18 protein-coding genes are annotated in these 21,626 nt (G+C 45.0%); 5 read left to right on the top strand and 13 right to left on the bottom strand.

Annotated elements, in window-relative coordinates; all coding sequences use genetic code 11:
* Window positions 1-855, bottom strand: an 855-nt coding sequence (locus ACWP87_RS12620; RefSeq protein WP_456970965.1) for a PTS transporter subunit EIIC, incomplete at its 3' end; no start/stop codon positions are given.
* 226 nt (window positions 856-1,081) lie between these two features.
* On the opposite strand from ACWP87_RS12620, the gene ACWP87_RS12615 reads away from it, so the two are divergent.
* On the top strand, window positions 1,082-1,807 hold the full coding sequence (locus ACWP87_RS12615; RefSeq protein WP_015765083.1) for a GntR family transcriptional regulator: 726 nt from the start codon (window positions 1,082-1,084) through the stop codon (window positions 1,805-1,807).
* 223 nt (window positions 1,808-2,030) lie between these two features.
* Here the strand turns inward: ACWP87_RS12615 and ACWP87_RS12610 are convergent, their stop codons facing one another.
* Window positions 2,031-2,786, bottom strand: a complete 756-nt coding sequence (locus tag ACWP87_RS12610) for a DeoR/GlpR family DNA-binding transcription regulator (protein WP_005686557.1) — start codon at window positions 2,784-2,786, stop codon at window positions 2,031-2,033.
* A 195-nt stretch (window positions 2,787-2,981) separates the two neighbouring features.
* Here ACWP87_RS12610 and ACWP87_RS12605 point away from each other — a divergent pair, with 195 nt between their 5' ends.
* Window positions 2,982-3,764, top strand: a complete 783-nt coding sequence (locus tag ACWP87_RS12605) for a class II aldolase/adducin family protein (protein ID WP_014570160.1) — start codon at window positions 2,982-2,984, stop codon at window positions 3,762-3,764.
* Window positions 3,765-4,066: 302 nt separating this feature from the next.
* On the opposite strand, the gene ACWP87_RS12600 is transcribed toward ACWP87_RS12605, so the two are convergent.
* The 9 genes from ACWP87_RS12600 to ACWP87_RS12560 form a co-directional block, all read right to left on the bottom strand.
* The gene (locus tag ACWP87_RS12600; RefSeq protein WP_005686561.1) at window positions 4,067-4,504 is read right to left on the bottom strand and encodes an RbsD/FucU family protein; all 438 of its coding nucleotides are present in this window, start codon (window positions 4,502-4,504) and stop codon (window positions 4,067-4,069) included.
* 12 nt (window positions 4,505-4,516) lie between these two features.
* The gene (locus ACWP87_RS12595; protein ID WP_005686564.1) at window positions 4,517-5,854 is read right to left on the bottom strand and encodes a sugar porter family MFS transporter; all 1,338 of its coding nucleotides are present in this window, start codon (window positions 5,852-5,854) and stop codon (window positions 4,517-4,519) included.
* Between the two features lie 6 nt (window positions 5,855-5,860).
* The gene (locus ACWP87_RS12590) at window positions 5,861-7,390 is read right to left on the bottom strand and encodes a rhamnulokinase (RefSeq protein ID WP_005686566.1); all 1,530 of its coding nucleotides are present in this window, start codon (window positions 7,388-7,390) and stop codon (window positions 5,861-5,863) included.
* A 21-nt stretch (window positions 7,391-7,411) separates the two neighbouring features.
* On the bottom strand, window positions 7,412-9,199 hold the full coding sequence (locus ACWP87_RS12585) for an L-fucose isomerase (RefSeq protein ID WP_005717692.1): 1,788 nt from the start codon (window positions 9,197-9,199) through the stop codon (window positions 7,412-7,414).
* A gap of 317 nt (window positions 9,200-9,516) precedes the next feature.
* Window positions 9,517-10,407: a rhamnulose-1-phosphate aldolase gene (rhaD, locus tag ACWP87_RS12580; protein WP_005686570.1), complete on the bottom strand. Its 891-nt coding sequence runs from the start codon at window positions 10,405-10,407 to the stop codon at window positions 9,517-9,519.
* Between the two features lie 28 nt (window positions 10,408-10,435).
* Window positions 10,436-11,716: an L-rhamnose isomerase gene (locus ACWP87_RS12575; RefSeq protein WP_005690867.1), complete on the bottom strand. Its 1,281-nt coding sequence runs from the start codon at window positions 11,714-11,716 to the stop codon at window positions 10,436-10,438.
* A gap of 63 nt (window positions 11,717-11,779) precedes the next feature.
* A complete protein-coding gene (gene rhaM / locus ACWP87_RS12570) occupies window positions 11,780-12,094 on the bottom strand; it encodes an L-rhamnose mutarotase (RefSeq protein WP_005686575.1) in 315 nt (104 codons plus the stop codon).
* Between the two features lie 2 nt (window positions 12,095-12,096).
* Complete coding sequence (gene rhaB / locus ACWP87_RS12565) at window positions 12,097-13,575, bottom strand: rhamnulokinase (protein WP_005686577.1); 1,479 nt, start codon at window positions 13,573-13,575, stop codon at window positions 12,097-12,099.
* Between the two features lie 33 nt (window positions 13,576-13,608).
* Window positions 13,609-14,961 (bottom strand): MFS transporter, encoded by a 1,353-nt coding sequence (locus ACWP87_RS12560; RefSeq protein WP_014570161.1) that lies wholly within the window; start codon window positions 14,959-14,961, stop codon window positions 13,609-13,611.
* A gap of 122 nt (window positions 14,962-15,083) precedes the next feature.
* Between ACWP87_RS12560 and ACWP87_RS12555 the strand changes: the two genes are divergently transcribed.
* Window positions 15,084-16,106, top strand: coding sequence for an AraC family transcriptional regulator (locus ACWP87_RS12555; RefSeq protein WP_014570162.1), 1,023 nt, complete (start codon window positions 15,084-15,086; stop codon window positions 16,104-16,106).
* Between the two features lie 192 nt (window positions 16,107-16,298).
* Complete coding sequence (locus tag ACWP87_RS12550; RefSeq protein ID WP_005686583.1) at window positions 16,299-17,420, top strand: NAD(P)-dependent alcohol dehydrogenase; 1,122 nt, start codon at window positions 16,299-16,301, stop codon at window positions 17,418-17,420.
* Window positions 17,421-17,537: 117 nt separating this feature from the next.
* Here ACWP87_RS12550 and ACWP87_RS12545 read toward each other — a convergent pair whose 3' ends face one another.
* A complete protein-coding gene (locus ACWP87_RS12545; RefSeq protein ID WP_014570163.1) occupies window positions 17,538-17,927 on the bottom strand; it encodes a YxeA family protein in 390 nt (129 codons plus the stop codon).
* A gap of 321 nt (window positions 17,928-18,248) precedes the next feature.
* Entirely contained in the window at window positions 18,249-18,914 is a 666-nt protein-coding gene (locus ACWP87_RS12540; protein ID WP_029944049.1) for a hypothetical protein, read from the bottom strand.
* Between the two features lie 347 nt (window positions 18,915-19,261).
* Here ACWP87_RS12540 and ACWP87_RS12535 point away from each other — a divergent pair, with 347 nt between their 5' ends.
* A complete protein-coding gene (locus ACWP87_RS12535; RefSeq protein WP_014570165.1) occupies window positions 19,262-20,944 on the top strand; it encodes a glycoside hydrolase family 13 protein in 1,683 nt (560 codons plus the stop codon).
* Window positions 20,945-21,626 lie beyond the last annotated feature (682 nt).

Raw genomic sequence — 21,626 nt, 5'->3', positions numbered from 1 at the left:
TTTGGTTTCAGCAAACTTAGCAACATTTTGTAGAAATAGTGGTAACCAGAACGCAGACACGACACCCCAGACAATGTTGAAGCCATGCAAGCCAAGGAACCAAAGAATCTGCTCTAACAAAATCACCACGATAATTGCTGGTAAGCCTGTCCCCACGGTTAATAGTGGTTTGATGATAACTGTAGCAATCAGTTGAATTAAACTTGCATAACCCATCGCTTGCAGCCCAATTCGTGCAAGTCCAAACAACAGCAACACTTCCGCCATTGGAATCAAGGCAAAGAATGAATCAAACACATTTTGTGGAACACTCCCTGGCATTTTGATCGTAAACTTTGAGCGACTGAAAGCGGCAAACATTGCCACGGCCAGCATGCCGACAATTAATCCAGTAAACATACCTTCGTAACTGAAAAATGATGATGCAAAGCCTTCAATGATCTTGGCTTTTGGATCAGCAAAGTTAACATTGTTAGGCACCATCACGAAATAAGCAGAAAATGCCAACAGCGTTGCGATAATAATGTTCATATTTTTGTTTTCATCGCGCTGTTTCAATTCCACCGCATAGGAATAAGCGCTGGATATAACGACGATTAAACCAACGATCCCTAATGTCGCTGTTCCCAGATAACCAAACAAGTTACTGATGCTTGTTAACCAGCCCCAATGCAAATGTTGCGCTTTAATTAAGGCATCCAGCTGCATCTTAATCAAATTGGAAAATGAGCCGATAACCGTAAACGGAATCGTTCGCACAAAAGCATTTTTGACCGCTTGTAAGATCGTGTTGTTCTGCACCCACATTGATGCCTTGAGCAACGGTTCCTGTATTTTATCCACGTTGAACTTCATGGTAAGTCACCCCTATGTCAATTTTGTTTAAACCAACTTCTTGCAATAATGTCAGTTTAAATGCGCTTTCATATTTTGTAAAGACTTATTTTTAAGTTGTATATACAAATAGTTCAACCCAAAAATATATTTATATACAAATAATTTAATTCTCGAATGAATGACCTACCAAATAATCCACTTGTGTTATAATGTTTGAACCATGAATTTAACTGAGGTGAAACCGTTGTATCTATACTGGGAAGTCTATTCTGACATAAAAAAAGATATTCTGACGAATCATTATCGAGCAGGCAAACCATTACCAACTCAAGAAACGCTTGCCAAGACTTACCAAACTAGTCGCTTAACGATCAAAAAAGCACTGCGAATTCTTCAGGACGAAGGTTTAATTTATAGCAAACAGGGATCGGGCAGCTATGTTCGCGCACGAGCGACTGATGATGATAAAGAACTCTTACCACTCGATGCCCCTATTGGCGTCACCTACTCGCATCGAGATCAAAAAATCACGAGCAAACTGCTTTATTTTGACGCTCGCCTTCCTAATGAAACCGAACAAAAAAATCTGGTAATCAAGGGGAACGAGCCAATTTATGACATCAAGCGCGTTCGCCTTGTAAACGGACATTACTACAGCCTTGAACACACGACTATGCCTACCCATATCGCGCCTTTGGACCGGAAAATTCTCAAAGGCTCCATTTATGATTATCTTGGCAGTATTGGGATTCAATTAACTGATGCTCGCCGGGTTTTATATGCAACAGAGGCAGACAAAGAAACCGCCGATGCGCTACACATCAAGCAAGGAAGCCCGGTTTTAGTCATTGAACAAACTGCTTACGATCAAAAGGGTCATGCTTTTGAATATTCGGTCTCGTCTTTTATCCGCGACCACTCTCGATTTGTTTTGAATGTTCATCGACGGTCACCGGACATGCCACATTAACAGCGCCGGACTTGCTACGCTGGCAAAAAAAATCGGCACTTGAGATTAACTCTCGATGCACCGATTATTCATAACCTTTTTCACTATCGTCTCTTCGATAGTGAGTTTTTTTATTTCAATACACGCGACAGAAATCCGATCCTTTAGCCATGTAACACATAAGCTATCTATCACCATTATTTGTCTTATTCAATTTAAAATCCACATGATACGAGTCTTATATTTAAGCAAGGAGTTCAACGCCTGCATCTGCTAATTCTCTCCCTATACCCATCCCAGGATCTTCATCTGTGATAACAGCTTCAAGCGACTGCTCACTGCACAACTGATAATAACTTTTTACGCCAAACTTGGAATGATCGCATAATAGAATGGTTTTTTCGGCTCGTTGCATCATCGCTCGCTTGACGCTTGATTGCTCCTGGCTAGACATAAATACACCGTGATCAGCCAAGCCAACGCATGACATAAAAAATAGATTTGCTCGAAAATTACTTAAAAACGCAATTGAATCGTCACCCAAAATAGACCCAGATCCATTCCGCAAGCGTCCTCCTGTTAAAAAAGTCTTGATAGATGGCAAACCGTCTAATGCAACGGCAATCCGCAAACCATTTGTAATGACTATAACATGATTTAATTTTGCTAAATAAGGAGCTAGAAAGGATGCCGTTGAACTAGAATCGATGAAGATGGCTTGATTATCACTCAAAAAGATACTAGCCGTTGCAGCAATTTGCCTTTTTTCTTGTTCTCTTTCTTGTCCGCGGAATAAATAAGGCAATTCAAGATTGTCAGGCTTAACCAGTTCTACATATCCAAAGCCACGCCGCACTTTGTCCATCTTTTCTAATTCAATCAAATCACGACGTAACGTTGAACTGCTTACATATAATTCTTGTTCTAATTCTGATGTTCCCATCCGCTTCTTGTGCTGCAAGACGGAAATGATCCTGTTTAATCGCTCGTTTTTAAACAAACTAATCCCCCCTCTTATAATTCAACAACATTCTAACGGCGATCGTAAGCGCTTGCAAGAATGACGCATTATGAAGAATTGTGGCGCTTTTCCATCGCATAATCAGACCATTAGTCAACATCAGTGACAACCGTCAATATATCAATCTTTTCAAGCTATAATGACACTATCCAATACGGAAGGAAGTCATGAACGATGGAAATGATGTTTCAGGCCGAACGTACTGATCTTGCCCATACAGTGCAAGTGATGTTCGATCGTAAAGATACCAATGTTGCTGGCGGAAATATGTCAATTAAAGTTTTTGATGAGAATGAGCATCCCTATATCCTTATCACACCCACTTTTATGTCTGAAACCTATTACGCTGAATTGCATCCTGCACAGATCCTAGTTGTTGATGCAATCACCGGTCAGAAAATTGATGGTGTCGGCGATGTAACCCGAGAAATTAATATGCATGAAAAGGCTTACGCAACTCATCCGGGTATTCGCTGTGTTTATCATTCGCATGCTGAAGAATCTATGTTTTGGGCAACTGCCGGACTCGATATGCCCAATGTGACCGAAGCAACCAGAGAACTCGGACGTATAAGGGTTCTCCCCTTTGCACCAGCAACTTCAATGGCATTGGCTAATATCGTACATGATGCTCTGCTTGAAATTGGTGACAAGGCTATGGAGAATGTCTTTTTACTTGATAGTCATGGTATTGTGATTACGAGTTCTGACTTGCATATTGCCGTTAGAATCATGGAAACACTTGAATGGAATGCTAGAATTGCCTATCAACAAGCAATTTTCATTAAATTAGGCTTGCTTGACGATTTTCACTCTTGTGGCGGCAATTACAAAGATCCTTACAAAGAGGTTCCGCCAATTGCGGTCCCTAGTACTCCGATTAAGTCAAAACAAGTACCTTTGCCTTCCAATCCAACAAGACCTGTCAGCGAAATGCAGTTAGGTGAAGTAGAGTAACTGACATTTATCTTCTTAAAAATGACGATCAGAGATTAACCTTAAAAAAAGCAGCAATGAGGCTGCTTTTTTTCATTCAACTGCTAAAGCTTTGATCCATACGAAGAACATGCTAATGACGTCCAAGTTTAGAAGGATCGTTGAATTTTTTAAAAACCGTTTCACGAAAATCACTTTCTCACGGACTTATCTTTTCACATAAATCAACGGCTTCTTATTATGCATACATAAAATCAGCACTAGGAAAATCGATCTCCTAGTGCTGACTTTCGTTTGTTTTGCGCTTGCTTCTTCTCAGTTGATCAACTAATAACACCCTTCTTAAGAATCAAGTTCCCATATAGGGCCTGATCGCCGGTTTGTACAATTGCAAAGCATTGTTTGGAATGTTCATAAAACTCAAATCGTTCTAAAGACTTGAACTGATAGTCTGAGAATGACTTAGCTATCTCTGTTCGATATTGATGCCAGACTGGCGGTTCACCATTAGGCACATGTTTATCGCCAGGAACTACCTCCTGAACAATTGCTTGATAATCCGCGTATGAATCTAATGGCATCAAGACTAAAATATCTTGCAAGAGGTCTAAAACTGTCAGGCCATCTGCTCGAATAACGTGATCATGGTTGGTATTAGCAGGATAGTTGGCATCCGCTAACAGAATTTCGTCGCCATGCCCCATCTCCATCAGTGTTTTAACTAGTTCTGGAGATAATCTCTTAGGAATATTCTTTAACACTTGCTCACGCTCCTATACTTGCTTGGTCTCCCAATAGAGTTCAATGTCTTCCAATGTTCTGCCTTTGGTCTCTAGGACATTCTTATGAATATAGAAAACGGCCAGCGCAGACAAAGCGGCAAAAATATAGAAAACGTTAATTCCTAAAGCCTCTAGCAACATTGGAAAAATCAAAGAAAGAATGCCATTAAAGAGGTACTGTGTGAAAGTGATAACCCCCATACCAAGTGCCCTTGCCTTAAGTGGCAAAATTTCCGGTACGTAGGACCAAAAGACCGGTCCCAATCCAAAACCAAATGCAAAGACATAAACGAAAATGGCGACAATCGCGATCGTTGCATTGTCAGACCATATACATAAAGCAATAGCTGGTGGAACTTGACCACCGAGACTTATTTCTAACAGCTTTTTTCGCCCGAGGCGGTCAATAAATGGCAGCGATAAAAAGGTGGAGACAACCAACGCACCACCAACAGCGAAGTCAGCGAGAATGCTAGCATTAGCCATTCCTAAGTTATGGAAGATTTCCGGTGCGTAATAAACAGCTGCATTGATCCCCGTAAATACCTGAAAGAAGGTTAGAACAAACAGCAAAATCATAACCGGTCTAAAAGTGCCAAACAATTCGCGCAACCCAGCCTCTTGCGATTTCAAGCTATCTTGAATATCTGTGATTTCTGACTCAATCTCGTCATCGGTTATCCGCACGCGCTTGAGCACTCTTCGCGCTTTTTCAACTTGATTATCACGAATTAACCATCGAGGACTTTGCGGCGACAATATCATACCAACAGCAAAGACCGCAGCTGGTATGGCCCCAAGTCCAAGCGTCCATCGCCAGTTGTCAGCCGGGAGGTTATAGGCCCCGACAGCATAAGCCATTAAAATCCCGATATTAACACTCAACTGGTACAGCGAAGACATTAAGCCACGGATATGAGCCGGCGCTAATTCAGAAAGATAAATCAACCCGTACATGTTGGCAATGCCAGCTGCAACACCTAATATGAACCGAGCTACCATCAACATCATCGTGTCAGCCGACAAAGCACTAAAAATGCTACCGCCAATGAAGATAAAACCGCCAAGTATTAAAACGTTTCGCCGCTCTATCTTCTTTTCCATAGCTGTAAAGACAACAATTGATGGAAGTGCACCAAATAGTAAGAACGAAACAACTAATCCTTTTTCTGCTGAGTTTAAGCCAAAAGCGGTTGTTATGGATGGCAAGGCAAGTGAGATCGCCCCTGAGTCGTAACCATACAATAATCCCGCAAATCCGCCAAGAATGGCAAAAAGATAAACAATCGGTTTCGTTGCTGGCTGTAATAACGGTTTCTTAGAATCCATCCCCAGTCACCCCATCTCGATCTTCGGTTCCAGCAGCAAATCTAAGTCCTGTTCTTGCTTAAGAAGCATTTCAAATTTCTTGAGCCGGTTCTCAAACGACTCAACTCGGCTTGGCCGGTAAGTCTTGACCGCGTAGGAGTGATTCATAATGTTGACAACGTGATCCGGGGTCGTTTGTTTCAAAACCAGTAATTGCGAAACGATATTTCCCAAAACACTTGCCTCAACAGGCCCAGCTACAACCGGCAGCTGGGTCAAATCGGCTGTTAATTGGACTAACAACTGATTTTGAATACCGCCACCAAAAATATGAACAACTTTGACTGGCTCTCCGGTTACTTTTTGCAAATCATGGATCGTCTTTCTATAGACCATCGCAAGGCTTTCCAAAACCACTCTTACTAATTGGCCACGATTTTTAGGCAGCTGTTGGCCGGTTTGCTCCAAGAACAGCTTTATCTTTTCTTCCATTCGACCCGGCTCAGCAAATAATGGATGATTAGGGTCGATATAACTATTAATGGACGCAGCAGCCTTAGCTTCAGCCGTCATCTTGTCAAAATCAATCATCATGCCCTTATAGGACCATTCACGTTGGAGTTCTTGTATGATCCAGAGCCCTGTCACATTCTTCAAAAGTCGGTTTGTTCCGTCAAAACATCCTTCATTAGTTAGTCCTGCATCTGCAGCATCCATAGTCACAACTGGATCTGTTGTCTGTCGTCCGATGATCGACCATGTTCCACAGCTAATAAAGGCAGCCCGTTGTCGATCTTTTTCTTCGATTGGCAAAGCTAATAACGCTGCCGCAGTGTCATGACCAACACCATTAATCATCTGTATCGTAGAATCTAACTGTAGTTCTGCGATAATGTTTGGTTGCAAAGGGCCAAGAACATCTCCTCCAACCGTTAAGTCACCAAACCACTGTTTTGGTATCCCCAACGATTTTAGTAACTCAGTGTTCCAGTCGCGGCTCTGCGCATCGAGAAGGCCACTTGTGCTGGCTATTGTAAATTCACTTTGTTTAACACCGGTAAAGAAATAGCCAATCAGGTTAGGCATCATCAAAAATGTGGTGCCTTTCGTCAGTAGAAAAGGATACCGTCTAATGTCGGCGAATAGTTGAATATTGGTATTGATAAGATCCGGCTGGTTTCCCGTAGTTAGAAATAGCTTTACCGGGCTAACACGTTGATAGAATTTTTCTTTTACCTCTGTTGTTCTCGTATCTCGATAACTGTGCGGTGCAAACAATAACTCGTCATGGTGACTCAAAAGTCCATAATCAACACCCCAAGTATCGACACTAAAGCTGTCAATTTGCTTCAAGTCACGTTGCGCTATCGTTAATCCGTATTTAATTTCCTGAAAAATTTTCAGGTAATCCCAATATAGATGGTGGTTGACATTAACTGGTTGATTAGAAAATCTAAACTGTTCCTTCAATAAAACTCGCTTACCATCAAACTGGCCGGAAATGAGTCGTCCAGAACTCGCACCTAAATCAACTGCAATTAAGTTTCTTATATCCATCCTCATCACTCATTTCCAAGACTATCGATACAATGGACCGAAGTTTTTGCATGCATTGAAGTCAGCCGCCTCTAGATTTTCCGTACCTAGTGATGCCCATGCTCGCGGACGGAAAATACTGGATTCCGGCACATTATGCATGTTAACTGGAATTCGTAAAATCGAAGCCAACGTTATTAAGTCTGCACCAATATGACCGTAACTAATCGCACCGTGATTAGCTCCCCAGTTATCCATCACATCATAGACAGACTTAAACGCGCCATGTCCCGTCAAAATTGGAACAAAGAATGTTGACGGCCAACCCGGATCTGTTCGCTTGTTGATGATGTCAAACACATTTTCAGGAAGATCTACCGCAAAACCCTCTGCAATCTGTAATTCTGGACCGACACCTTTGACAAGATTAATCCGGCTCATGGTAACAGGCATCCCTTGTTCTCCACCACGTGTTACATAGTTAGAAGAAAAACCACCGCCACGGAAGTAACCAATATTTGCTGGGATCCACCGCGTGTGTGTTAAATTAGCCTGCGCTTCTTGTTCGGATAATTCGTAAAAAGGTTTAATAGCCGGTTCGCCATTGATCGTCTCTCGGCCTGTCGCATCAAGTGTTTGGGCTCCAGAATTCGATAGATGCAGGAACCCATGCTTAGCCAATCCCTCAAGTTTAGTGCCTGTCACTCGTTCAACAGCTTCAGGGCTCCAATATGTCCGCACATCAGCAAAGATTTGCGGCGTGTTGGTTAGTAAATAATTGAATAACATTGAAGCACCATTCAACGAGTCATTTTCAGTAGCAAATACGTGCGGTTGATGAATGCCATTCCAATCATACTGAGAGTTCATGAAGGCTTCCATGTAATCGCCATTAGGAAAATGATCTGTCCATTGTCGTTGCCCCTGGAATCCTGCAGCAATTGCATTATGACCTTCCGCTTCTTCTTTAAAACCAAGGTCTGCTAATTTTTCGTTACCATCCATCAGATCACGAGCAATGATCGTCATTTTGATACAGTTAGCCAATTGTTCATGCTTCTCTTCATCAGTGAACTTGTTAGGATCTTTTTCGTTATAAATATCCGGGCCGATTGGTGTATTCTTTTCTGCCCACGCCATTGCTTTTTTGAACTCTTCTTGATCATAAATGCCTTCGTCCCAACGACGAACTATTTCTGACATATCGACGTATTCATTCCGCATCCCTAGATATTCTTGGAAAAAGTCTGGATCTACCGTTGACCCTGCAATTCCCATCGCTACGCCGCCAATCGAAAGATAACTCTTATTTCGCATCAAACCCGCTGCCAATGCTCCTTTAGCAAACCGGATAATTTTTGTTTTTACATCTTCAGGGATTGTGGTGTCATCAGCATCTTGTACATCATGCCCGTAAATACCGAAAGCTGGAATTCCCTTTTGCGTGTGAGCTGCCAAGACGGCTGCGAGATAAACCGCCCCAGGACGCTCTGTACCATTGAATCCCCAAATAGCATGAGGTAGATCCGCCGACATATCCATCGTTTCACTGCCATAGCACCAACAAGGTGTAACTGTGATGGTTCCACAAATTCCGGCGCGATCAAATTTTTCCTTAGACATTGCTGCTTCTTTAACACCGCCAATGGTTGAATCAGAAATAACAGTCTGAACAGGTGAACCATCTGGATATTTAAGGGTTGATTCTAAAAGCTTGGCAACTGAATGGGCCATGTTCATAGTCTGTTCTTCTAGTGATTCACGAATACCACGCCGGCGTCCATCAATCGTCGGACGAATACCAATTTTAGGAAATGTCACGTTTGTCATTTATTCTGCCTCCAAGTTTGATATCTACCAAATCTAACAATATTTTGTTCATCAGCTGACTACGGCTATAATAATAAGCGCTTTCATTCAACGCGCCAATAGATTGCACGATTAACGGCTTTTCTTCAAAAAAGGTCGTCAATTTTCTTCACAGTTCATCAAGCTTATTAGCCCAGACACATAAAAGTTCCTATACCACCTCATCGGCGAAACCATGTATAGCTTTCATCCAACCCAAAAAGCCCACCAATTGCCTTCAACAATCAGTGGGCTCTTTAGAGTGTGTTTAGGAGGTATCCTACCATGAGCAGATAACGTTACACTTTTAGCGTTACCTGACTGATGAGTGAATCACCGTGAAGAAAGGCTGGGTTAGGCGTTAAGTCAAACCGTTTGGCCAGTTGTTCCAGATTTTCATCCGTGATTTCGTTGATGATGCGGCCGCCTTGAGCCTGAATAGCGGTGTAAATTGTCGCCGCTTTTTCAACGGTTTCAATTAAGCCATACGTTTCATCAATGGAATCGCCGGCGCCGAAGATTCCGTGTTGCGGCCACATGACGATTCGGAAATCGGCCATTTTTTGGGCGGTTGCCTGACCGATTTCGTTGGTGCCTGGGGTCATATATGGCAAGACGCCGATGCCTTCGGGGAAGACCACAATGGATTCAGCCTGCATCTTCCACAAAATGCGGGAAAAGAGCTTCTCTTCCAGCGGCAGCGTAAAGGACATGGCAACCAGATTGGTAGGATGGCAGTGCATCACCACGCGCTGATTTGGATCCTGCTTTAGCCGTTGAATGTGGGTCATCAGATGAGCCGGAAATTCACTGGTTGGCTGGCCGCCGTCATTGAAGCCCCAGAGTAGGTCAACGCTATGGCCATCTTTGGCAATTTGGACTAAGCCGGTGTCGCGGGCCGGAAAATCCTTGACATTCTTGAAGTAGCGTCCGGTTCCGGTGACCAGAAAATACTGGCCCGCCAGTTCACTGGCATCGAACTTAATTGGCAAGTTGCGCTTGACTTCATGCACATCACCATAAGGGGCAATTTCAGCAGCCGTTAACCGGTAGCTGACATTTCCGCCATTGCGTTCATCCCAGCCATGTTGATAAAGGTTCCAGGTGACTTTGCGCATTTGTGCCACATACGGTGACTCGACAAAGCTCTGGGTATATTCGGGATTCAGAAATTGTTTCTTGTTATCCATTAGGCGTGTTCCTTTCAGAATTGACGAATTAGTGGACCAACTTGGCATCGCGTTTGAATTGAACGTCTTTTTCATACTGGTGAATGTTGTTCATCCAGTCGAAGCCGACCGGGGTGTTGTGATCCTGGCAGAACTTGTCCCAAACAGCGCCGAATGGGAATGACTTCAATTCTTCGGTTTCAATTAAGCGGGTGGTGAAGTCAGCGTTGAGTTCGTCTTTCTTCAACTGGTCAATCGGTGCCAGCATTGCCTGCAGCAAGCTCTTTTGGGTGGCCCGGGCACCTACGACCCAAGCTGCGACCCGATTGATGGTGGCGTCAAAGAAGTCAAGGCCGATGTGCGTGCGATCAAGATAACCGTCCCGAACCAGTGACCGGGTAATCCGAATCAGCGCATCGTCCATGATGACAACGTGGTCAGAGTCCCAACGAACCGGACGGGAAACATGCATGAACAAACCTTTGCCAAATGGGAAGAAGGCGCTGAACTTGTCGGAAACATCTTCAGTTGGGTGGAAGTGTCCGGCGTCAATTGTCCATAACTTGTTTCGACTGATCGCATAGTTTTGATAGAATTCGTGGGAACCAGTGGTGTAGGATTCGATTCCGGTACCAAACAGTTTTCCCTCGAAGGATTCGATGGTGTTCTTTTCTGGCAGCGGATCTTTGATGATTTCGTCCAAGGCTTTGAGCAAGCGCAGCCGTGGGGTCTTTTTGTCAATTGGGTTGTCCTTAAAGCCATCCGGGAACCAGAAGTTATTAACAACCTGACTGCCTAACTTTTCGCCAATGTAGTTGGAAATTTCCCGACTGATCTTGCCGTGGCGGATCCAGAAGTCACGCACTTTGGGATCGGGTGATGAAACCGTCATGTTATCCTTTACCATTGGATGGGAGAAGAAAGTGCCGTTAAAGTCGAGACCAACGCCTTCTTGCTTTGCCCAGTCGATCCAGTAATCAAAGTCTTCTGGCTCAAGTGTATCAAGATCGCGCTTCTTATCCGTTACCGCATAGATGGCGTGCAGCTGAACCCGATGCTTGCCGGGAATCAGGCTTAAAGCTTCGTGCATATCTCCGGCTAATTCATCCGGTGTGCGCGCAATCCCCGGATAATTACCGGAAACGCCAATGCCGCCGGTTAGTTCCTGGTTAGGGAATAGGAACCCATGAATGTCATCGCCTTGCCAGCAATGAACGGACAAAGGTACCTTTTCCAATTCCTTCATGGCTGCATCGGTATCAACTCCGATTTCTGCGTAACGCTGTTTTGCGACTTCATATGCCTTATCGACTTCTTCTGGTTTAACCATGTGAAAAACGCTCCTTTATTTAAAATCATCTATTGTGACTGGTTACCGCATTTAAACTTCGACTCAATCCAAGTGGAACACTTCATGGAGATCATCGGCGACCGGACTGTTATCCGGGTTGGTCTTCATAAGCGGCTCCATATACGCCCACCACTTCTTGCAAATGTCAGTGTTGGCAATTTCGTTGTACTTAGCAACGTCTGGCACTTCCAGATAGGCAAACAATTCGCCATTGGCCTTGTTGAGATAAATAGAATAATTAGTGGCGCCATATTTCTTAAGGGCTGCTTTCATTTCTGGCCACAGCTCGCGATGCCGCTTCTCATACTCCTCGTATTTATCGGGATAAACGTACATGACTTGCCCAATACGCTTCACGACTAAACCGCCTCCTTAGCTGTCTGAACCTTGACTGTTTTCATAAATGCCTTATATTTAGCGAATACATCCGGATAAGCGGATGAATCCGGTTCATAAGTCTTCAAATCAAACGATGCCTTAATTAGCTTGCGCCCGGCGACAACATCTTTAGCAGCGCCGGTCGTAATCATCTGAACGAGCAGATTACCAATTGCTGTCGCCTCGCTTGGACCCGCGACCACTTTGACATTTGCGAGATCAGCTGTCAGTTGGTTCATTAAGGTTACATTCGAACCTCCGCCTACGATGTTCAGCGTATCAATCGGATCGGCAATAATGGTGCTGAGCTTGTGAATCTCGTTGGCATAATAAAGAGCTAGATTTTCATAAACCGCCCGCGTCAGTTCACCTGGCGTTTCCAGCTTGGCCTGTCCGGTTTCGGCCACATAATCCTGCAGTTCTTTAATCATGTTAGCGGGATTTTCAAACCGCTTGTCATTGATATCAATGAAGACGCGGAATGGCGCTACCTTGTCAGCCATTTCCGCCAACTCTTTGAAGCTATACTGATCGTTCAGCTCGCGTTTGATGCATTGCACAATCCACAAGCCCATGATGTTCTTCAAAAAGCGATAGGTACCATAAGCGCCCCATTCATTGGTGTAATTTTCCTTGAAGGCATCCTGACCATTTTCCGGGGTGTTGAGTTCCGCCCCTAGCAGCGACCAGGTACCGGAACTTAAGAAGGCCCAATGATTGCCGAATCCCGGCGTACCAACAACCGCACTCGCAGTGTCATGCGTGGCGACGGTAATGACATCGGTTTCCGGAATATCGTATTTCACATGCCATTTATGACTGATCTTGCCAAGCGGCGTACCGGATTCAACCAATGCCGGGAACTGATCCTGAGCAACATTGACTTCTTTGAGTAAGTCTTTATCAAAAAGTCCCTGCCGCAGATTGAGCATTTGCGTGGTTGAGGCGTTGGTTACCTCGGTGACGGCATTGCCGGTCAGGACATAACCAATGTAGTCCGGGATCATCAGAATCTTATCGGCTTTAGCAAGATCATCGCGCTCTTCAGTGTAAAGTTGATAAAGTGTGTTGAAGTCCTGGAACTGGATGCCGGTTTTTTCATAAATGTAGGATTTTGGAAGCTCAGATGTCAGTTGCCGTACTGCCTGATTCGTGCGTGCATCTCGATAGCTAACAGGATCGTGCATTTTCTTGCCATCATTACCGACAAGGACATAGTCAACGGCCCAAGTGTCAATTCCTAAGTCCACTGCGGTATAGCCCATCTTTTTGACTTTTTCCAAGCCGGCAAAAATTTCATCAATGATGTGGTCGATTTGCCACCGATCATGCCCCGCTTCGTTTTTGAAGCCGTTTTTGAATCGATGAACTTCGGTTAGTTTCAGTTGACCATCGACAATCGCACCCAGCATGAGCCGCCCGCTTGATGCGCCGATATCAACTGCTACGTATGCTTTCATATGCTGCACCTCTCTTTAACACCATTTGTTTGGTTAATTAATTGACTGTGGTGAAACGCGTTCGCTGCCGGTGTCTTTTGCAGCTGTGTCGCGGTCGGCTTTGCTCTTTTCATCGTCAGTTAAGAACTTGTCACCATATTGTTCGCGGGTAATTTCTTCAAGACTCTTGCCACGCGTCTTAGGCGTCCAGATTGTGCCAATGACAAGTGATACTAATAGCAGTCCGATCATGAAAGTTCCGGCAACGGTGAAGCCGAGGCTGTTGAGAATTGCCGGGAAAATAATGGACCAAACACCGGCACTGGCACGAACCAGGAAGAACATCACGCCTTGTGAGCCAGCGCGGAATTGGGTCGGGAAGAGTTCGGTTGCCCATAATGCATACCATGCTTGGGCACCGATTCCTGCGCTAATTCCCCACAATGCTACGAACGCCCATAAGCTCCATGACTGAGCCATGCCGGCGTAGGTCAATACGATCCAAGATGCTGCGGCCATTGCGGCGCCAACGAAGAAGAAAATTCGATGGTTGGCTTTGTCACCGTACTTAGCGAATCCAAAGTACGTTGCCAATGCGGTGAGAACCCAAAGTACAGCTTGCAGTAGGTTAGTTTCCTGATTAGACAAGCCGCCAGCAGTTTCATAAACATATGGCATGAAGAAGCCCATCGCTCCGGCTACCAAGTTCCAGAACATGTAAACACCGACTAGGAAGCATAGCCATTTAAGTGAGGTTTTATTCGAGAACAAGGTGCGATAAGGATGCGACTTTTCACCGGAGCTCTTTTCAAACGCCTTTTGATCCTGCCATGCTTTTGATTCGCCAAGTCCACGTTGCAAGAGCCAAGCAATGAAGGCAATCACAGTCAGCAATCCGAACAATATCCGGTTACCAAACAGACCAAGTGGTGCAAGAACGGTCCCGAGAATGAAAATAACTGCCGGTCCCAATGACCATGCAAACTGTGATACACCAATATTCTTTGCTCGATTGTCATCTTGTGACGTTTCGGAAATATAAGTCCAACTTGCAGGAACACCGGCGCCGACTGCTAAGCCAGTTACGAGAAATCCTGCCAGTAACATTGGGAAGTTAAGGGCAAACATGACCAGGATCGTGCCCACCATATAAACCAACATGTCATAGGTGTAAATCAACTTACGACCAAACTTATCAGACAGTGGCCCACCGATGAGAGCACCAAGCGCTGCGCCAAATGCGTTGGCTGACAAGGCGCCTAATAAGCCGACTTGAAAACTGCTGAGTCCAAAATGCTGCGTCCACAGTGTCAAGCCGCTAGCACCGGCAACAATACTGCCTGAATCCAGAAAATTCGTGATTGAAACACGAATGGTGGATTTCAACGAGCTTTTCTCTGAAGCCATTGTGTTACCTCCTGCACATTTCATTTTTTGTCACCGTTTACAGTTCACATTTAACCGCTTACATGTTATGGTCACAATGTCAGATAAATATTATGATCGGAACATAAGCACAGGAGGGTGCCATGGAATTAGCAATTTTAAAGCAGTTGCAAAGTTTGACTGATGTCGAAAAAAAGCAGAAGGAGCATCATGTTTTTAGCGATGACATTCCGCCAACCGCGATTGACTTGCGGGAATCAAAAACGGCTAACGTCCCGGTTTTAAACGATTATTTTTTCCGCAATCACGCCATTTATGTCAGCAAACATAATCGATATGCCCCTTATCCTTTGCACACCCATCAGTTCTTTGAGATGAACTATATGTTGCAAGGACACGCCGATGAAACGGTTAACGGTCAGCGTGTCCACCTGTCACAAGGCGATGTGCTGCTACTGGATATCGGAAGTGAGCATGCCATTGATGCGTTAGGCGACAATGATTTGCTGATCAAGATTTTGTTTCGTGATCGCAATATTTCAATCGATTTCCTCAACCAGATTCAAAGTCAGCAAAGTGTGCTTTATGATTTCATGATTAATCATTTACGGAAGCAAAAAACCAAGCAGCGGTATGTTCTGTTTCGCAATGGTTTTCATGACATTCAAATCACACTTGAGCGCATCATTGAAGAATATTTCCGCCCGCGCGCGTTTTCGGATACGATCATTCAGTCCGAGTTAACGGTTCTAATAGCGGAACTGATTCGTGGTCATCAACCAACCATCAAGGATCCTTCGCCAACGCAAAAACTTGCGGTCAAGTTGCTTAACGATATCCACGAACATTATCGGGACTTGTCGCTTGAAGATTTAGCGAATAAATACGCTTATAACAAAAACTACCTTGGTAATCTGTTCTCAAAAGAAGTTGGCAAGACCTTTTCCGAAGCACTGACGCAAGAACGACTCATCAATGCGCGCCGCTTGATTCAGAACACCAAGAAGCCCATTAGCGAGATCTGTCTTGAAGTCGGGATCAGTAATAAAAGCTTCTTTTACCACAAATATCACGCGCTATTCGGCAATACGCCTAAAGATGATCGGTTGCACACTACGGGTTACATTTCTCCTGATCACACCAACCCACCGTTAACAATTCTGTAAATCTGTTTCGTTTTTGTTTCACACTTTGCCGTTGCACCGCAAAAGCATTAAGCGCTTTCACCGTGAAACTAAAAAGTCAAGTTAAACATTGGGACATATCCTTAGATGTTTGTAAACGGCGCTTGATAATTTTCTTTATTGTGAAACAATGAACGTGTAATCAAATGATGAGCAAGTGAAGGAGAGATTGCAATGAAAATCAAAGCAGCCGTTGTTGATGAAAAAGGTGCTGATTTTAAAATTCGGGACGATGTTGAACTAGCGCCGATGGGTCCTGACGACCTTCAAGTCCATATGGTCGCCAGTGGTATTTGCCATTCCGACGAAGCCTTACGTATCGGGGATGCCGTTATCGGCTACCCGATTGTACTGGGCCATGAAGGTTCAGGGATTGTTGAAAAAGTCGGCCCGGAAGTCACCCAGTTCAAACCTGGCGATCACGTTGTTTTAAGCTTTTATGCCTGTGGAAACTGCAAGAACTGCTTGAAGGGTATTCCGACCCAGTGTCTCAATTACGCCCATAACAATTTGTCCGGTACCCGGCCAGATGGCTCCGCGCACTTCACGGAAAATGGCAAGCCGGTCGCAGACATGTTCGACCAAAGCTCCTTCACAACTACCACGGTCGTTCGTGAACGTAATGCGGTTAAAGTTGACAAAGATCTTGATTTGCGCAAGCTTGGACCGCTTGGTTGCGGCTATGTCACAGGTTCCGGAACCGTTTTGAATACGCTCAAGCCAAAGCCTGGTGATACGATTGCGGTTACCGGTACTGGGGCCGTTGGATTAGCCGCAATGATGGCGGGCAAGATCTCCGGGTGCACCAAAGTGATTGCGATTGACATTGTGGATTCCCGACTCGAATTAGCCAAAGAACTCGGCGCAACCGATGTCGTTAATAGCAAAACCGAAGACCCGGTTGCCGCAGTTAAAAAATTGACTGGTGGCCTCGGGGTTGACTGGGCTGTCGACACAACCGGCGTCAAGGCAGTGATGGAAGATACAATCCAGATGCTGGCTCAAGGTGGTACCACCGCAACGATCGCGGTTACGCCGCATCATATTGACGTTGATACCTGGAACGACCTCTGCGTCAATGACAAGAAGATCGTCGGCGTCAACATGGGCGACTCCATCCCACAAATTGACGTACCGCGCCTAATTGAGTTCTATAAGCAAGGTATGTTCGACTTTGATAAAACCGAAAAATTCTATCAATTCGACCAGATCAACGAAGCCAATGCTGACTCCCGCTCTGGCAAGACCATTAAACCAGTTTTGATTATTGATAAAGACTATGTACCGGGTAAGTAATTGAGCTTTTGTCTTGGTTCTGCCTGTGGTTTGAATTTAAGCACAAAATAATAAAGCACCAGGAACTCTAACGCTGAGTTTCCTGGTGCTTTATTGTGTTCAGCCTTCTTTGTTTCATTAATCTCTGGCTTTAGGCGGAACCTCATTGATCGAAATTCGCTCATAATGAGTCACACCATAGCGCGTATTATAAGTCAGGCGCAGTATTTGTCCGTCAGAGAAGGGGCCGGGATCATACTCATCCGTCTTAAACTCAAGTAGCTTCCCGCGCCCAGCAGCATCTTTCGCCAACGCTCGATAAACGTAACATTTTTGGCGCAGATTAACCGGAACTGTCACCGAAAATTGGCTGCGTGGTTCATGTACTTTTGCATAATAGGCGACACCACCATCTCTGTACACCGTCCACCAAAGCGTAAGTGCAATAACCACCGCCAATGCGCTCACAAAGCCAATTTTATAAAGTGTCTCCTCTGTTTCAACCGTTAATCTTCTCACCCCGAGCATTTCCTTTCTGCTTTCAAAAAGCACCTTGATCAAGTTGAAAGAAACTGTTCATTGCTATTTAACAAGTTTGAAAATAAGCAACTTGACTGCGAATTATCTCTAGTATTCAGTCCTGGCGCTCCTTAGGTCAAAGTACCAAAGGAAGTTGTGTCGGTAAATTATTCGGTTGTTTTTTTAAGAGATTTCTTACACTTATAACAATATATGTTATTAATTTGGATGGTATGTTTTATCCGGATTGCTGATGTTAGTAAAACATTTTTTCAATATGACTGATTATGTGAGGCTTGAAAGTATGGTGACTCCCAACGTATTAAAACATCACTCCGCAGCCGATGCCTGAGCATACTCATTCATAATCGCCGTATTGGCCTTTGTCTCCACATTACCCGCATAGTTCGGTGTCACCAATGAGACGGTGCCGTGTGCGTTGTAAAACAGATAAAACTTATCCCCAATCATGTTCGCTGCGGTTTGTGAATGGCTCCCTTCATCGGTAAACGATCCCACTTTAATCTCGGTGTTGCATTTGACGGTCCGCGTTTGGCCTGCAGCGTCAGCACTGAAGACCTTGATTGTTTTAGTTGCAACATTGCGGATGGTCGCTTTCATCGTGACGGCATCCGCATGTTGATACTGAATGGTCAGGCGATAATTTGCTGTCTGCGGGTCCGCTTGCAACTCAATCCGAGTCGGTGCATTCACGCCTTGCCGTGTAAAAACCGCCCCTGAACGTTCCCGCAAAAGCTTGGCAACATCCACAACATAATCTTGACTACCGGCTGTTGACTGAGAACTGCGCTCCCGACTCTCCCCCATATCGCTTGGTTTGACCGCGCTGCTTTTACTTGCATGCTGCTTTGAGGTCACCTTTTTGATCGCGCTCTGTTGCGATTCAGTCATTCCGCGCTTCGTTTGTTGTTGGGCAACATAAAAATAGCCGCCGATAATGCCCAATCCCAGGATCAAAACTGCTAACGGCGCCATCCACTTTTTCTTAGGTGGTCGTTGACGCCGTCTGCTTTCACTAGTCTGTTTCAAGCTTAAAAACCTCACTTAATTGTTCGCGTTACGCTGCCTTATCGACTTTGTTAGCTCATAGAAAAAGTATAACATGGCGCTTTTTAAACATTATAGTTCGGCTCGTCCGTACGCTTGGCAAAACAACTAAACCTTTACAGCATTTTTACTGCACATATGGTTTGAACCTTTATACTGAAACTAATGATCATCGTCTGTTTGTCTGTGCAAAAATCGGTGTGTGAGGAGCTCACTGGTTCTCACCAGACGCTCAGGTTCAGGCCCATGCTCACTCACAAGGAGGTTCTTTTTCCATGCACAAAAGTTGGTGGCAAGAAGCAGTGGTTTATCAGGTTTACCCCCGCAGTTTTCAAGATAGTAACGGCGATGGTATCGGTGATTTACAAGGTATCATCCAGCATTTGGATTACATTAAAGAACTCGGCGTTGATGTTATCTGGCTCAACCCGATTTACAAGTCACCCAACGCCGACAACGGATACGACATTGCGGATTATCAACAAATCATGCCGGAGTTTGGTACCATGGCCGATTTCCAACAACTGTTAAAAGCAGCCCACGCCCGCGGTTTGAAAATGATGATGGATCTGGTCGTCAACCATACCTCTGACGAACATCCTTGGTTCCAGGCGGCTAAACAAAGTCGCACGGATCCCCATCATGACTGGTATATTTGGCGCGATCCCGTCGATGGTCATGAACCGACTAATTGGCGCGCGGATTTTGGCGGCTCCGCTTGGACGTATGTACCGGAAGTCGGCCAGTATTATCTGCACCTTTTTGCGGTCAAACAGCCTGATCTGAATTGGACCAATCCTGCTGTGCGCAAGGCCGTTTTTGACATGATGACGTGGTGGTGTGATCAAAGGATTGATGGCTTTCGAATGGATGTTATCAATCTGATTTCAAAGCCTGATGTTTTTGCTGATGATCCACACCTTTTGGAACAGCCAAACGGTAACTCGCTGGGCTTAATTGCCAATGGTCCGCACGTGCACGAATACTTACGTGCGATGAACAAGGCGGTTTTGTCCAAGCACGATCTTATGACAGTTGGCGAGGCACCCGGCGTTACGCCCGCCTTGGCACTTCAATATACTGGTTTCGATCGCCACGAGCTTGAAATGGTCTTCCAGTTTAAACATGTTGGCCTTGATAACGATCCACAATTCGGCAAGTGGTCACTCAAACATCCTCAGTTGACCGATCTAAAACGCGTCCTATCCGATTGGCAAACTGCACTACACGGTAAGGCTTGGAACAGTTTGTATTGGGATAACCACGATCAAGCCCGCGCTGTTTCGCGTTTTGGGGACGATCGCCCTGCTTTTCGGGTTCACTCTGCCAAAATGCTCGCCGCCACTTTGCATTTTCTGGAAGGGACGCCTTACATTTATCAAGGTGAAGAACTTGGCATGACCAACGTTGCCTTCCCATCCATTCACGATTACCGCGACCTCGACACCCTAAACGCTTGGCATGAACTTGTTGAACAGCAACATGCTCTTGCGCCAGAAGATATGTTAAAAAGAATCCACCGTCGTTCCCGTGATAACGCCCGGACCCCGATGCAATGGTCACCTGCACCGCAAGCCGGCTTCACCGCAGGCACTCCTTGGCTAGCCGTGAACCCAAACTACACGGACATTAACGCAACCGCTGCACTGGCAGATTCCGATTCGGTCTTCTTCTTTTATCAAAAACTCATTCGGCTGCGTAAACAATACCCTGATCTGATTGTTTACGGCGCTTACACCTTACTCGACCCAGACGATCCTGATGTATACATGTACCAGCGCCACGCCGCCAAACAAGAACTGCTCGTCATCAGCAACTTCACCGACCAGACGTTGACTCGCGATATCGCCAAACAGCTGTCACCTTCAGCCAAGCTACTCATCAGCAACTATGACGACGACGCTGAAAATACGCTCCGGCCTTATGAAACTAAAGCGTATTTGACCAGTGAGCGATAGTGAGTTCACTTTTGATCTTTAAAAAACGCAACGAATCTCATTCGGAGGTTGTCAAAATCCCGTCCTCACCGATTTTTCTTCATGTAGAACGCGTCTACTTGCCATTACGTAACGATGCGGCCACATCAAGATAATCATCGTGATGGCATCGGTTGATTCGATTCTCTTTTAACGGCCGTCAGCCAACTTGCTACTGGTTATCACTAGCTTCACCGCCAATTAGCAATAGTTGCTGGCCGTTATCGGGGACGCCTCAATCGCGCTTTACCCGTTTCTTCTCCCCCGGGGGTTCTTTATGCAACAGTGCTGTTGCGTTACATAACATAAATCATTAAAAGAGAAACGCAAATAGTTGCCGCAGTTCTATCCGCAGGCGCCCTACAAATGCCAAACCAGTCATGGATATCATCGGTGCCAGTGGCTGATCAAGCGAAAGGCCAACAATGAAAGGCTATTTAGCATGCCATCATGCTTTCACCTTGGATGAATAATACAAATACCATATCACCGTCACAATTTCGTCACATCTGCTCTGTAGTATTAGCAACATAGAAATGAGCCACCCACTCATTCCTATACAAACCCCAACCCAACTTTTTCATTTTTACTCCTCCAAAGTAGAAATCGTCAGCCGGCCTCCCACCGGCTGACCAATACATAAATAAACCCCCGCAGTGTGAGG

Source organism: Lacticaseibacillus sp. 22, from assembly GCF_055413445.1.
Note: the sequence above shows the minus strand (reverse complement) of the source record. Positions and strands in the feature narration are given on the sequence as shown.

Bases quoted from the DNA above. Each gene is read 5' to 3' on its own strand.
- ACWP87_RS12605 (WP_014570160.1), top strand. From the start codon at position 2,982: ATGGAAATGATGTTTCAGGCCGAACGTACTGATCTTGCCCATACAGTG.
- ACWP87_RS12590 (WP_005686566.1), bottom strand. From the start codon at position 7,390: ATGGATATAAGAAACTTAATTGCAGTTGATTTAGGTGCGAGTTCTGGA.
- ACWP87_RS12575 (WP_005690867.1), bottom strand. From the start codon at position 11,716: ATGGTTAAACCAGAAGAAGTCGATAAGGCATATGAAGTCGCAAAACAG.
- rhaB (WP_005686577.1), bottom strand. From the start codon at position 13,575: ATGAAAGCATACGTAGCAGTTGATATCGGCGCATCAAGCGGGCGGCTC.
- ACWP87_RS12560 (WP_014570161.1), bottom strand. From the start codon at position 14,961: ATGGCTTCAGAGAAAAGCTCGTTGAAATCCACCATTCGTGTTTCAATC.
- ACWP87_RS12555 (WP_014570162.1), top strand. From the start codon at position 15,084: ATGGAATTAGCAATTTTAAAGCAGTTGCAAAGTTTGACTGATGTCGAA.
- ACWP87_RS12540 (WP_029944049.1), bottom strand. From the start codon at position 18,914: ATGGCGCCGTTAGCAGTTTTGATCCTGGGATTGGGCATTATCGGCGGC.
- ACWP87_RS12550 (WP_005686583.1), top strand. From the start codon at position 16,299: ATGAAAATCAAAGCAGCCGTTGTTGATGAAAAAGGTGCTGATTTTAAA.
- ACWP87_RS12535 (WP_014570165.1), top strand. From the start codon at position 19,262: ATGCACAAAAGTTGGTGGCAAGAAGCAGTGGTTTATCAGGTTTACCCC.
- ACWP87_RS12545 (WP_014570163.1), bottom strand. From the start codon at position 17,927: ATGCTCGGGGTGAGAAGATTAACGGTTGAAACAGAGGAGACACTTTAT.
- ACWP87_RS12585 (WP_005717692.1), bottom strand. From the start codon at position 9,199: ATGACAAACGTGACATTTCCTAAAATTGGTATTCGTCCGACGATTGAT.
- ACWP87_RS12595 (WP_005686564.1), bottom strand. From the start codon at position 5,854: ATGGATTCTAAGAAACCGTTATTACAGCCAGCAACGAAACCGATTGTT.
- rhaD (WP_005686570.1), bottom strand. From the start codon at position 10,407: ATGGATAACAAGAAACAATTTCTGAATCCCGAATATACCCAGAGCTTT.